General features: G+C 54.7%; 11 protein-coding genes and 3 tRNA genes. 6 read left to right on the top strand and 8 right to left on the bottom strand.

Annotated features, from left to right (window positions below; all coding sequences use genetic code 11):
- The first annotated feature begins 60 nt into the window (after nucleotides 1-60).
- Nucleotides 61-1119 carry a DUF1176 domain-containing protein gene (locus LNA76_RS08340; RefSeq protein WP_230018732.1) on the top strand — a complete coding sequence of 353 codons (1059 nt, stop codon included), beginning with the start codon at nucleotides 61-63 and terminating at the stop codon, nucleotides 1117-1119.
- A gap of 319 nt (nucleotides 1120-1438) precedes the next feature.
- On the opposite strand, the gene LNA76_RS08335 is transcribed toward LNA76_RS08340, so the two are convergent.
- A tRNA-Thr gene (locus tag LNA76_RS08335) sits at nucleotides 1439-1514 on the bottom strand.
- A 111-nt stretch (nucleotides 1515-1625) separates the two neighbouring features.
- Here LNA76_RS08335 and LNA76_RS08330 point away from each other — a divergent pair.
- Nucleotides 1626-2009, top strand: a complete 384-nt coding sequence (locus tag LNA76_RS08330) for an MAPEG family protein (RefSeq protein WP_094196070.1) — start codon at nucleotides 1626-1628, stop codon at nucleotides 2007-2009.
- Nucleotides 2010-2145: 136 nt separating this feature from the next.
- Here the strand turns inward: LNA76_RS08330 and LNA76_RS08325 are convergent, their stop codons facing one another.
- Nucleotides 2146-3234 carry an AI-2E family transporter gene (locus LNA76_RS08325; RefSeq protein WP_108727120.1) on the bottom strand — a complete coding sequence of 363 codons (1089 nt, stop codon included), beginning with the start codon at nucleotides 3232-3234 and terminating at the stop codon, nucleotides 2146-2148.
- Between the two features lie 244 nt (nucleotides 3235-3478).
- Complete coding sequence (locus tag LNA76_RS08320; protein WP_199827862.1) at nucleotides 3479-5056, bottom strand: Na/Pi cotransporter family protein; 1578 nt, start codon at nucleotides 5054-5056, stop codon at nucleotides 3479-3481.
- 299 nt (nucleotides 5057-5355) lie between these two features.
- Between LNA76_RS08320 and LNA76_RS08315 the strand changes: the two genes are divergently transcribed.
- The gene (locus LNA76_RS08315; RefSeq protein ID WP_230018731.1) at nucleotides 5356-5646 is read left to right on the top strand and encodes an IrmA family protein; all 291 of its coding nucleotides are present in this window, start codon (nucleotides 5356-5358) and stop codon (nucleotides 5644-5646) included.
- Nucleotides 5647-5791: 145 nt separating this feature from the next.
- On the opposite strand, the gene LNA76_RS08310 is transcribed toward LNA76_RS08315, so the two are convergent.
- Nucleotides 5792-5867, bottom strand: a tRNA-Asn gene (locus LNA76_RS08310).
- Between the two features lie 543 nt (nucleotides 5868-6410).
- Here LNA76_RS08310 and LNA76_RS08305 point away from each other — a divergent pair.
- A complete protein-coding gene (locus LNA76_RS08305) occupies nucleotides 6411-7553 on the top strand; it encodes a porin (RefSeq protein WP_094196073.1) in 1143 nt (380 codons plus the stop codon).
- Nucleotides 7554-7815: 262 nt separating this feature from the next.
- On the opposite strand, the gene LNA76_RS08300 is transcribed toward LNA76_RS08305, so the two are convergent.
- A tRNA-Asn gene (locus LNA76_RS08300) sits at nucleotides 7816-7891 on the bottom strand.
- 339 nt (nucleotides 7892-8230) lie between these two features.
- On the opposite strand from LNA76_RS08300, the gene LNA76_RS08295 reads away from it, so the two are divergent.
- Nucleotides 8231-9151 carry a DMT family transporter gene (locus LNA76_RS08295; protein ID WP_094196074.1) on the top strand — a complete coding sequence of 307 codons (921 nt, stop codon included), beginning with the start codon at nucleotides 8231-8233 and terminating at the stop codon, nucleotides 9149-9151.
- 18 nt (nucleotides 9152-9169) lie between these two features.
- Here the strand turns inward: LNA76_RS08295 and LNA76_RS08290 are convergent, their stop codons facing one another.
- Both LNA76_RS08290 and LNA76_RS08285 read right to left on the bottom strand, forming a co-directional pair.
- Entirely contained in the window at nucleotides 9170-10393 is a 1224-nt protein-coding gene (locus LNA76_RS08290) for a patatin-like phospholipase family protein (protein WP_094196075.1), read from the bottom strand.
- A 122-nt stretch (nucleotides 10394-10515) separates the two neighbouring features.
- Nucleotides 10516-11421 carry a LysR family transcriptional regulator gene (locus tag LNA76_RS08285; RefSeq protein WP_108727124.1) on the bottom strand — a complete coding sequence of 302 codons (906 nt, stop codon included), beginning with the start codon at nucleotides 11419-11421 and terminating at the stop codon, nucleotides 10516-10518.
- A 100-nt stretch (nucleotides 11422-11521) separates the two neighbouring features.
- Here LNA76_RS08285 and LNA76_RS08280 point away from each other — a divergent pair, with 100 nt between their 5' ends.
- Complete coding sequence (locus LNA76_RS08280) at nucleotides 11522-12577, top strand: YeiH family protein (RefSeq protein WP_094196077.1); 1056 nt, start codon at nucleotides 11522-11524, stop codon at nucleotides 12575-12577.
- A gap of 77 nt (nucleotides 12578-12654) precedes the next feature.
- Here the strand turns inward: LNA76_RS08280 and LNA76_RS08275 are convergent, their stop codons facing one another.
- Nucleotides 12655-13035 carry a SirB2 family protein gene (locus LNA76_RS08275; RefSeq protein WP_094196078.1) on the bottom strand — a complete coding sequence of 127 codons (381 nt, stop codon included), beginning with the start codon at nucleotides 13033-13035 and terminating at the stop codon, nucleotides 12655-12657.
- Nucleotides 13036-13061 lie beyond the last annotated feature (26 nt).

The following is a 13061-nucleotide window of genomic DNA, read 5'->3' as shown; positions in this document are numbered from 1 at the left end:
GGCACCGTGGCGACGTAACATGTGCTGTGTATCCAGACAAGGCCTTAGGGAGGAGAGGAAATGAGCGGGCAGAAACAAGATCGCAGTGCGTTTTTTTCAGTACGAACAGTCGCTATATCGCTCGTACTCTGTATGGGAGGTGCAGCGGCTCATGCTGCGTCAGTCTCGTTTTCCCATAAGGACTGGGACCTGAGCTGCGATAACACGCTAACTTGCCGTGCTGCCGGTTACGCTGCTGATGGTGAAGAGTCCGGTTCAACGGTTTTATTGACTCGTAAAGCGGGCAGTGGAGAGCCGGTGGCCAATAGAGTCATGCTTGCCCACTATAGTGATGCCCAGTGGCAAAAAGGCTCAGCACCAGAACTTGTTATTGCGGGCCGTAAAGCAGGTCCACTGAGTTTTGCGAGTGACGAGGCATGGCAAATGAACGAGGCACAGTTAGCCCTGTTTTTGACAGCCTTGCAAAAAGATCAGGCAATCTCCTTTCGTGAGAATGGCAGCACCTATGCGTTCTCGGGAGCCGGTTCAAGTGCGGTCTTGTTGAAAATGGACGATGTTCAAGGGCGGGTAAATACCCCAGGCGCTATTTTGCGTAAAGGAAAAGGCAGTGAGTCTTCGGTAAAGGCGCCTATTGCTGCGCCAGTTATCAACCGTGCCCCGGTAGTGGATAAAAGCCTGCGCCCGATGACAGCGCAAGAGGACGCCTTGATCAGGCCTGTGCTTTTGAAGGTGCTAGCCGCTGACCAAGAGCCATCCTGCAGCGCAGACATACTGTCCGAGCCATGGGAAATTGCACGACTGAATCAGCAGTTCTCCCTGGTTGGCGCGCCTTGCTGGCTAGCGGCTTACAACGCTGGGGCAGCCTATTTTGTGATCGATAACACTATGCAGTCTGCTCCGGTATTAGTCAGTACCAGTGCCACTGACTACGATAATGGAACCATTTCGTCCAGCATGAAGGGCCGTGGGTTGGGCGATTGCTGGAGTTATGAAGCATCGGTCTGGGATGGAGCCGAGTTTGTTGCAAGTGAACGCGGCGACACGGGGCGCTGCGCACTGATTCGAGCGGGGGGCGCTTGGGTTATTCCGGAGTATCTCAGCCAAGTTGTTGGGCCGTGAGGCTGTACAAAAGCCATTGATGCGGCCTTTGGAGATTGATAAGCCCCGGTTTTGGAGTCTGGGGTTTATTTTTTTTTGTGCTCAGTCTGGCGATGGTGTGTTGGCAAGTTGAAAGATGCCAACGGCTTCTGGGCTGGACCGCGATGGTCGCCCGCCTGTTTTGTCATGCGCCTATTTTCGTGGGGCCTGTCGTGGGGCTTTTTGGGGGCCGTCTATGTGGAATAGTTGAAGCTAGGCGATCAAATGCTTCTGCGCTGAGAAAGCTAAACCATTGATTTGATGACTATTGATTATTTTATTTCAATGGTTTTAGATTAGCTGGTGCCGATGAAAGGAATCGAACCCTCGACCTTCTCATTACGAATGAGCTGCTCTACCGACTGAGCTACATCGGCTAACCTAAGACAGTAAGTATATCCTGTTTTTTTTGAGTTTGTAAATTCTGCGCGCGCATTTGCGGCGTAGCGTGCTATGTTGGGCGTTTTCAGCCTGTTAAGGGGACGGTGATGCTGGGGATCAAGATCAGTTTGGTGGTAGCGGCTTTCTTGCCTTGGTTGGCAGCGATTTGTGCTAAAGCCGGTGCGGCGGGTTTTACGAATCACGAACCTCGTCCGTGGCTGGCCAGTTTGTCGGGCTGGCGCTCTCGGGCCAATGCGGCGCAGGCCAATGCGTTTGAGGCACTGCCGTTCTTTTATGCGGCGGTGTTGTTGGCCTTGTGGTCGGGGGCGGATGCCTTGCGCGTGCAAAACCTGATGATGGTCTGGATCGCGCTGCGTGTGTTGTATCTGCTGATGTACATCATGGACAAGGCCAGCTTGCGTTCGCTGGTGTGGTTCCTGGCCGTGGCGGTCAATATCTGGATTTTGTTTTTGCCAGTGGTCGTGGTGTAAATCTGCTGCAAAGGTAAAGGGGCTGGTTCCGCCTGAGAAGGTAGAACCAGCCCCTTTTTTATACATCCAGACAACACGTTATCTCATCTGATAAACCGGCCAGAGCAGCGGATGTCTTGGGCTGGGTGCTTGGGGCTTAGTTACTGTGATTTTCCTGTTCTTCAGCTTCAACGCGGGCGCTGACCGCCGAGGGGAACAGATCCCAGCAGGCAATGAACATGGCGGCGATCAGCGGGCCGATCACAAAGCCGTTCAGGCCGAAAATCGACAAACCGCCCAGGGTGGAGATCAGAATCACGTAGTCCGGGATTTTGGTGTCTTTACCCACCAACAAGGGGCGCAGCAGGTTATCGACCAGGCCAATGACCAAAATACCGAAGGCCGTCAGGATAATGCCGGGGACGTAGTGACCCGCGACAAAGAAGTAGATGGCAACGGGAGCCCAGATCAGCGAGGCACCTACAGCGGGCAACAAGGACAGGACGGCCATCAGGACACCCCAGAACAAGGCGCCCTGAATGTCCAGGAACCAGAACATGATCCCGCCCAGCGCCCCTTGAGTGGCAGCTACAGCAATATTGCCTTTGACGGTGGCACGCACCACGGTGGTGAATTTGCGAAACAGATGGGTTTTCTGGTTCTCGCTCAAGGGAATCAGTTGGCGGTAGTGACGACCCAGCTCCACGCCATCGCGCAGCAGGAAAAACAGCATGTACAGCATGATGCCCAGGCTGACCAGGAACTGGAAGGTGTTCTGGCCTACGTTCAGGGCTTGTTTGGTCAGGAACTGGCCACCTTGTACGGCGAACTGGGAAAACTTCTCTTGCAGGGATGCGGTGTCATGCAGGCCGAAACGGGCGGCAAAGTCATGCACACTTGGAGGCAGGGCATTGAGGATCTTTTGCAAATAGGCACCAGGGTTCAATTGGCCGCTATTCATCAACTCGTACAGAGAGGCGATTTGTTGAACCAATGACATGGAGATCAGGATGACCGGAATAATGACGATCAACACAATAACCAGCAAACTGATCAGGGCAGACAGCGAACGCCGGCCTTTTGTTTTAGCCAGCAGCTTGCGTTGCAAAGGAATAAACAAAATAGCCAGAACGGCACCCCAGAATATGGCGCCGTAAAAGGGAAGAAGTATCCATACAAAGGCAGCGGAGACCGCGGCCAGTAAAAGCAAAAAAGTACGGAATTGTAAATTTGGCCGGGTGGACATGGAGTTTTTCCATTAGCGTGAATTTGAGCCGATTGTAAGGGGGAATCCTGACGACGGGAGTGAATCTTGGTATCTGTTTGCAGGGTTCTGGTCAGTCTTGGAACAAAGGCTCTTTCATATTCTTGTTATATGAGTCTTGCCACGCAGGAGGGCTGCAACAGCTGCTTTAGGTATGAATCGTCAGGTGGGAGCATGTCTGCCTGCGGGTAGCGGCGTCACCTTGGTGGAACCGGAGCTGTCTGGCTCACAGTTCCGTTTGGCGGGCCAGATTCAAGTAATAGCTGCTGCGCCAGACATGCTGGCTGCTGCGTTCGAACCAGCGGTGGGTATCGGTGATACGCAGGGTACGGGAGGCGTCGTCATGGCCTTGCGGAGCGGCCAGAAGCTGGCCGCGAATGGTGCTCAAGCGTTCAGTCAGGGCATGGGCCTTGACTTGTATCTGCTCGAGCCAATCGGCAGGGGCTTGCCCGTGCAGGCTTGCCTGGGCCAGGGTATTGAGTTCGGTGGCCAGGGTTTGGGCTTGCTGATAGCGACTATCGTGCAGATCGCCGTTGGGAGGGTTTTGCAAACGGCTGCGCAGGCGATGCATGTGGTCAATGGTGTGCAAGAGGGCACTGATGCGGGTGGCCACGGCAGGATCATCCGCTGCGCTGGGGATACGCAGTACAAATTCGTAGGCTTGATCCAGCACGGTTTCGATTTGTTGTAAGTCGGCGGTAGCGGTGTTGGGGCGGCTCATGTTCAGGGTGTGCTGATACAGGTTCAGTAGACGCTGCGCCAGCTCCTCCAAGGTGCGTTGGGTGGTTTCCAGAGCAAGAGCCGGTACTTGTAGCAAGCTGTCGTCCAGGTGGTGCTGGGGACGGGCCGAGCGATCTGGCACCAGTCTTTGCACCCAACGGGCAAATTGTTGCGTAAAGGGCAGGCACAAGGCGGCGCCGATGCTGATGAACAAGCTGTGAAATGCGGCCAATCCGACTGCGCCGGGCGGGATGTTGATATAGGAACCGGTGGCGTGCATGGCCTTGAGAAACACAGGAAGGATCAGCAGCCCCAATAGACCGGCAATGACGTTGAACAGGATGTAGGCGATGGCCGTGCGCTTGGCGTAGATAGTGCCACCGATGGCGACCAATATTCCGGTCAGGGTGGTGCCGATGGAGGCGCCTACGACAACGGCGGCGGCCTGGTCAAAGCTGACGGCCCCGGCATCCAGAGCGGTCAAGGTCATGGCAATAGCGGCTGTCGACGATTGCAGCACGGCAGTCAGGGCCAGGCCGGTCAACATGATCAGAAAATGAGCACCATAGCCCTGCGTAGGCAGATGAGCCAGGCTGAAACTGGCGGCCAGCCCTTGCATGCCGTCTTGCAACATGCTCAGTCCCAGAAACAGGATGCCAAAACCCGCCAGCGCACGGCCAAGTTCTTTGTAGCGACCGGGGGCCAGCAGTTTGAGCAGGGCACCCAAACCAAGGAGTGGCAGGGTGTAAAAGCCCAGATCCACTTTTAGTCCCAGGCCGGAGACGATCCAGCCGGTCGCGGTATTACCCAGACTGGCACCGATGACCACGCCAATGGCTTGTGTAAACGAGATCAGTCCTGCACTAACAAAGCCGATCAGGGTGACGGTGGTGGCGGTAGAGGATTGTGCCAGGGCGGTAATCAGCGCGCCTGAGGCAAAGGCCTTGATAGGTCTGCCGGTAAACGCCAGCAGAATCTGCTTGAGAGAGCCGCCTGCAAAAGCCACCAGCCCTTCGGACAGCAGCATCATGCCAATCAGGAACAGACCAAGCCCCCCTAAAAAGGGGAAAAGAGTATCAAGCATATAAAAGTGCGAACAGCGAAATAATCGGCAGGTTCTGGCGAGAAAAGCCGGAACACAATGTTGGATGGTGCATTATCGCCAGTTACGCTGTCTGTGGAGTGAAATTCTTGAGTGTTGCACACAGGATGCTGGTGCAAGCGTATGGTGCAAATGCAGCGATCATTCTCTTTTTGTGTAGAAAAGCGCTGGGATCCCTATTGTAAAAGAGAGGGCAATGTGGATTCTTGTAAAAGCGTGAAGCTGGCCGCAGGGGCCATGCTGCTGAGGGTTTGAAGGTTAGTCAGGCGCAGGCGGTTTAAATGTGGCATTCCGATACGGTATTTGCGAATCAGGGGATGGGCGCTGCGAACGCTACGTTTGATTCCCTAATGGAGCCTGTTCAGGCGCCGAGCAAGAAAAACAATAAGCTGGTGGCTGAAGATGTTGGCAGTTCCAGTGCCGATTGTTATGCCACTGCGTATTGGCATAACGAAATCGCTTGTGATCAGAATTTGCGAGTGGAGGTGACGGGGGCGACGGCGGTGATGAATGGCGAGCGTGTTGATTTGCTGGCCAAGGACCGGCTGGATGTGCAGAACTTTGTTCCATAGAGATCGGCATCACGCCCGCAGGAGCAACGTAGGCGATCCAAGATCGTGATCTGGCCGGCAAAGCCTCTTGCGTAATCAAGAGGCTTTTTCATGGCAGCAGACGTAGAAAAGCCCAGCGACTTGCGTCGCTGGGCTTTGGTATTTTTGGCTCCCCGACCAGGGCTCGAACCTGGGACCTGCGGATTAACAGTCCGTCGCTCTACCGACTGAGCTATCGGGGACCAGCAAAGAAAATAATTATAGGGTAAAGCTATCGAGCTTGTAAAGAGTTATTTTATAAGAAATGTATTTTCATATACGCAAAACTGGATGCAGATTTGGCAATAGGCGTAATTCCTGATTTTTCCCTTGAAAACATACCGTCTGGTCAATAAGGTCCATCGCTCTGTTTTGTAGCAAATGGTTGCAAGCCGGTTGTTTACTGGCTTTGCGCCTGCTTTGCCTGTTTTTTGCTGAATTCTCTGTAGGTGAAAAACTAGGGAAAATGCGTATGAAACCTAGAAAACACGCTGCATTCAATTTGTTGACATCAATATTGTTTATGTCTGAAATATAAATGCTTGCAGTATATGTGCTTCAACTATCAAGCCCCTTTCTTTCCCGTTTCAGGGTTGATCTGTTGAGCCGTTTTGCTTCAAGAAACAGGAGGGGTGCGGGAATTTGACGCTGGTAAATCAGCGTTTAGGCGGTAGGTCTCAGCACTGGATCAAGAGTCGGACAAGACAAGAAATCCGGCATTCAGACGTTTACAGAGAACAGAGAACATGAAAAAAACTATCTTGGCAGCCTTGTTGATGCCCGTATTGGCGGCTCCCGCCTACGCAGCATCGAACGTGACCTTGTACGGCGTGGTGGACACCGGCCTGGGCTACGAGCAGTGGAAAGGAAGTGATTTGAACGGTGGCGCCGTCAAACAAAGCCGTTTTGGTCTGTATGACCAGGGTTGGATGGGTAATCGTTGGGGCCTGAAGGGCAGTGAAGATCTGGGCGGCGGTCTGAAAGCCAACTTTGTGCTGGAAAGCGGCTTTGATTTGAGCACTGGCAATATGCGCCAAGGCCGTTTGTTTGGCCGTCAAGCGACGATCGGTTTGAGTGGGGATTCCTGGGGGCGTGTGGACCTGGGCCGTCAAACCACGGTTACTTCCTTGTACGTTGCCGGTGTGGCCAGCCCCTTTGGTGGTAACGGCTACCAGTACGGTGTTGGCGCCGCATTCAACGCCGCCAATACGGTTCGTTATGACAATATGGTCGCCTACCAAAGCCCCGAATTTTCCGGCTTTCAGTTTGGTGCGGGCTACTCCTTCAACACCAATGGCACCCAAAAGTGGGATCGCAGCGGTTTGACGGGCAATGCCATCAACAGCGATGACGCGAATGTCAAAGCCTTTAGCGTCGCCATGCGCTATAGCGATGGTCCGTTGAAAGCCGCCTTGAGTTTCGACCAGGCCCGTTATGGTTCGGCGCGTGAGCAAGGTGGCAACCTGGTTGCGGCTGAAAGCGGCAATGTCAGCGCCTGGAGTCTGGCCGCCAGCTACCAATTCAGTTTTGCTACGGTGCATGCTGCCTTTGGTCAAAGCCGCAACGGCTACATCGGTGGCTCGCTACAAACAGAACAGTTTGGCCCTGGTCTGCGCAAAGACCTGAAGGTCAATTCCTATGCCTTGGGTGTGACCGTTCCTACCGGGAAGGCCGGTTCGGTTCTGGCTTCCTGGACCATGGCTGACCCTCGTTCGACGCCACGCAGCACGGATGATGCCAAGACTCAACACGTGTTCAGTGCTGGCTACCTGCACAATCTGTCCAAGCGCACCAACCTGTACGCCATTGGTTCCTATGCTCGCAATATCGGTTACTACAACGATCTGAAGAGCACGGTTGCTACGGTCGGTATTACGCACCGTTTCTGATCTTTCTGACTGATTCTGCCAGTCCCGGGTCGACGTAGTGCGTTAGCAGCGGCGGCATCGTCCCGGGCAGGGGCTAGGTCAGGGGAAAAGAGCCACAGCGGGGCTGCATCAACATGCAGTCCCGCTGTCCTTTATAAGTGGGTGGATTTTGTTTGTCCAAATGTTAATAACGCCGCTTCTTCGTGATGGGATGGACGCGTTTTTCAGGGACAAAAAAAATCAGCCCAAAGCAAATGCGATGGGCTGATTTCGATGGTTTTCTTGGCTCCCCGACCAGGGCTCGAACCTGGGACCTGCGGATTAACAGTCCGTCGCTCTACCGACTGAGCTATCGGGGATCAGAGAAAAAGAATATAGCATGTATTTTTAGAAATGTGCAAGCCTTTGTGGGCGGGAGCGATAAAATTGTTTGCACATTGATGCTGTTTTCAGGATGGCTAGGCGAGGTCTTGGCCTTGATTGAACCCCGTTGTTCGATATCGCTTCAGGCACACCCTTCTGTTTTTGGTGCGCTGTAGGGGCTGCTTCGTCATTGTGGAGAATGCGAGCAGGGACAACATGGCCGCAGTGCAAGGCAAAGGGTAGAATCGACATCTTATTGTCCTTACTGACTCTTTTTTCGCCGGGGCCAATAGCTCTTGCGCTAACCATGTCGCCCTGCAAAGTGATGAATCCCCATGCAAGTTAGTCAAAGCCCCAGTGCGCAACGCAGCTCCTTTTTAATTGGGCTGGCGCTGTCGGGGGGCGGTTCTATTCTTTTCTCCGCCAAGGCGGTGGTTGCCAAGCTGACCTACCAATACGATGTCAACGCCCTGACCGTTATTGGTTTTCGCATGTTGTTGTCCTTGCCTTTCTTTTTGGCCATCGCTCTATGGCAGGTAAAAAAGGTACGTCAGGGCAAGCTGGCCGCACTGACTGGCCGCCAGAAACTGGAGCTGGTGGTGCTGGGCTTTCTGGGTTATTACCTGGCCAGTTTGCTGGATTTCATTGGCCTTGAATATATTTCGGCAGGATTGGAGCGGCTGATTCTGTTTTTGTCGCCTACCTTTGTGCTGCTGTTCTCCGCCGTTTTTCTGAAACGACGGATTTTGCCTAAGCAGTGGCTGGCTCTGGCGCTGGCTTATCTGGGGGTAGGGCTGGTCTTTATACAGGATTTGAGCCTGACAGGCGATGATGTGTTGCTGGGCGCGCTCTGTGTACTGGGCTCGGCCATTTCCTATGCCATTTACTTGATTGGCTCAGGCGAATTGCTCAAAGCGATTGGCTCTACACGGCTGGTGGCTTATGCCATGTCTTTCTCGGCGGTCTATACCCTGATCCACTTTTTTGCCGTGCTTGGCTGGCAGGGTTTGGTGCAGCCCGCTCCCGTTTATGGTCTGTCCATGATCCACGCCGTCTTTAATACGGTCTTGCCAACTTTTATGACGATGTGGGCGGTGGAACGTATTGGCGCGCCCATGAGTGCTCAAATGGGTTTGATTGGCCCGGTCTCGGTCTTGTTTCTGGCGAACTGGTTCCTGAATGAGCCCATTACGCTCATGCAATTGCTGGGTACGGCCTTTGTGCTTAGCGGCGCGATGGTCTTGAGCCGCCGCTAAGTCCCTGCACAGGCTGGCTTACTTGCCGTTGTTTGCCAGCCGTTTTTCGATTTCGTCGCGATGTACGTCGTAGGTGGTAAAGCCGGCCAGATTTGCGGGCATATTCAGTTTGTCACGGTGGATCAGCGTCTGGCGAATATCATCCAGGCCACTGCGCCAGTGTTCGCGCATGGTCATGCGGCCAAACTGGTAGTCCTTGTAGTGCTGTTCGTAGGGCTGGTTGCGATAAATCAGGTGCACCACGTTGTAGCGTTTGTTGCTGGCCAGCTCTTCGGCCAGACGGCAAGGCAGCAGTTCTTTGCGTTGCTCTTCGGGGATCAACGGCAACAGCTCTGACAGGATATGACGCATGTACTGCGAATGACGCATGTCCTCGGTCACCATACGCGTACGGCTGGAGTAGCGGATTTCGTTCAGGCGGTCGCTGACTTCGCCCATATTATTGGGCACCGGGCCACGCGCACTCCACAAATCCACTTGAAAAACCAGGGTGTCGCGGCGGGGGGACTGATCCAGCACGTAAGACAGCGGCGTATTGGAGACCAGGCCACCGTCCCAGTAATACTGCCCATCAATTTCCACAGGGGCGAAAGCTGGGGGCAGAGCGCCCGAGGCCATGAAGTGCTCGGCCCGCAGCGTGGTGCGATGGTTATCAAAGTACACAAAGTTACCCGTGCCCACATTGACCGCGCCGACCGAAATGCGCTGACGTTTGTCGTTGATGCGATCAAAGTCACACAAGCGCTCCAGCGTGTCTTTCAGTGCGCTGGTGTCGTAATAGCTGGCTCCCTCGGGAACGCCTGGTGTGGCTTGCATGGGAGGGGGAAAGCGGGGGCGAAAAAAGCCGCGCTGTCCCAAGACCAGGGCATTGCTGGCATTGAAGGCGCTGATGGCCTCGCGCATCACATCGTTAATGCCAAACAGGGCGCGCTCCAGGCAGGCCGGGCTAGACCAGCCATAGTAGGGCTCACAAATGGTGTTCCAGAACTCTCGTAAGCGCTCTACCTGCCGCTCGGGGGGATTGCCCGCAATAATCGCGGTGTTCAGGGCCCCAATAGAGATGCCGGACAAACAGTCGGGCTCGATTCCTGCTTCCAGCAAACCTTCATACACACCGGCTTGGTAGGCCCCCAAGGCGCCACCACCTTGCAACACCAGGGCGACGGTTTCGTAGGGTGGCAAGTAAGAGGGACGGGCAAAAGCGGGGACGTCTTGCGCTTGTGGCGTAGGAACAGTATTCATGGCATCACTCGGTTCAAGAGGTGGGCAGGAGAGCGGGACTTATGATCCCTTCTATTTATGCTGCACTGCAGCAAGGATACCATTGCCGCCGGTCTTCACCCTTTCAAGAATGCAAACTTGCGTCAATTTTCCGTGCCTGACGAGCCCGGTTCCGGGCTGTGCAGATGTTGCGCAAAGGCGCTTAAAACCTGGCTGCGGTAGCGTTCCTTGTGTAGCACCAGAGATAGACGACGCTTTAAGTCCAGAAAGGGCGTATCCAGAATACGTAGTCGCTGATTGGCAACAGCATCCTGGGTGGCCGCTTGTGGCAGGCAGGCCAGACCTAGCCCGGCGATGACGGCCTGTTTAATGGCTTCCACCTGGCCCAGCTCCATCAGCACATGCCCGCCAGGCAGCACATTCAGGGCTTGTTCGGTCAGCGCACGGGAGGCCGAGCCACGTTCGCGCATGATCCAGCTCATGCCCGCAAAGTCCTGTTTTTTCAAAGTGGTTTTGGTGGCCAGTGGGTGGTCGGGGGCGGCGCAGACCACCAGCGCATCGTCGCGCCAGATCCAGGCTTCCAATTGCGGATGGTTGACCGGACCCTCCACGCAAGCGATGTCGCAGCTGTGCTCGAGCAACTGGTTGATGATGTTGGCCGTGTTGTCCACCGACACATGCAGGGACACGCGCGGATGCTGGCGTACAAATGGCCCCACCAGATCCCCGATCAGGTAGTTACCGACCGTATTGCTGGCCCCAATGCGAATTTCGCCACGCAGCTCGCGCTCGTCCTGCTGGCTTTGCATCTCCCGCAGACGCTCCAGGATTTCGCGCGCGTGCGGCAGCAATTGCTTGCCACGACTGGTCAACTGCATGCGCCCTGGTGTGCGTTCAAACAAGGGGCAATCCAGCTGCTTTTCCAGTTCGGCCAAGGCCATGCTGGCGGCGGGTTGGGACAAGTGAATGTTGGCCGCGCAAGCGCGCACCGTGCCCAAAGTGGCAATGCCGACAAACACTTCCAGTTGTCTGATGCTGATCGCATTCATGATAAATAAAATTGATACTTACGATAAGTAATAATGAATTTTTTAATACTCGGGGTCAACCTAAAATTACTTTTACTTATTACATACCTGGAATGACGAGATGAGCAGTGTGACCGATTTACCCGCAGGAAGCACAGCCCTGAAAGCGCAGGGCAAATCGGGTTTCTCTCTGAAGCCGTCGCGTTGGTGGGGTTTTTTACTGGCGGTGGCTGTGGGGGTTACCGCCATGGGCCTGGGAAAATTGTGGCCTTTGATTGGCGGTCCTGTCTTTGCCATTGTGCTGGGAATGGTAGTGCGTAACAGCATGGGCGTGGCTCCGGTGTTTCAACCTGGTTTGCGTTTTTCGTCCAAAGTGCTGTTGCAGTGGTCGATTATTGGCCTGGGTTTTGGCCTGAGCCTGCCGCAAGTGATGCGTACCGGCATGGATTCACTGGCCGTCACCTTGGTGACGCTGACGGTGGCGTTTGTGACAGCATTACTGCTGGGCCGTGCCTTGGGAATTCCGTCCAAGCTGCGTACCTTGATCGGGGTGGGGACGGCGATTTGTGGCGGTTCGGCGATTGCGGCGGTGACACCGATTCTTAAACCCGAAGAGCATGAAACGGCTCTGGCGATCTCGACCATTTTTATCTTCAATATTGTGGCGGTGCTGATTTTCCCCTTGGCCGGTCACATGATGAATATGTCCGACGCCGGTTTTGGGGTATGGGCGGGCACGGCCATCAACGATACGTCCTCGGTGGTGGCGGCAGGGTATAGCTACAGCCGTCAGGCTGGTGACCACGCCACGATCGTGAAATTGACGCGTGCCACCCTGATTATTCCTATCTGCCTGATTCTGGCTGGCCTGGAAATGTGGCGTTCGCGTCAGGCGGGTCGGGATTTTGACCTGATGCGGGTGTTTCCTTGGTTCATTGTCTGGTTCATGGTGGCCTCGGCAATGCGCTCGCTCGGGTGGGTGCCGGTGGAGTGGTTGGAACCGCTGCGTTTCCTGGCTGAATTCCTGATGGTGCTGGCCCTGGCTGCGATTGGCTTGTGCTCGGATTTAAAGGTGATGGCACGAGCCGGCGCGCGACCTGCCTTGCTGGGCCTGGGAGTCTGGATTGCAGTTGCCGTCAGCAGCTTGTTGGTTCAGCGCTGGATAGGTGTCTGGTAAGGCGGGGCAGTAAAAAGCCCCTGGCAGTGGGGATAATCCTCCACTGCCAGGGGTTTTTTTATGTGCTGCTTGTGTGCTTAAACGAACCAGGAAGCCGGGCTGCGGTTCAGCGCCACGCCCACGATATAGGCAAAGATGGCAATCGCGATCAGTGCGGCCACACCTCGGCTAAAGGGGGTTTTACCGCGTTTGATGGCATAGCTGCCTACCACGATATAAACCACCAACAGCACAATTTTGGTTATCAGCCAGGGTTGGTTGGCCGCGGCGCCCAACATGCCGGCCAGTGCTAGACCACAGACCAGCAAGACGGTATCGATCACATGTGGGGCAATGCGCACAAAGCGATTCTGCAAACAGGATGAGCCGGAGACTGACCAGAAGGCCCGAATAATAAAAAACAAGATGCTCAGCCCGGCGGCTGTCATGTGCAAGTGTTTGAGGGCCATGTAAGTCATGCCTGGTATTTCCTTCTGAAGTTCGG

The sequence above is a fragment of the Alcaligenes sp. MMA genome, assembly GCF_020907215.1.
Classification (GTDB): Bacteria; Pseudomonadota; Gammaproteobacteria; order Burkholderiales; family Burkholderiaceae_B; genus Alcaligenes; species Alcaligenes aquatilis.
Note: the sequence above shows the minus strand (reverse complement) of the source record. Positions and strands in the feature narration are given on the sequence as shown.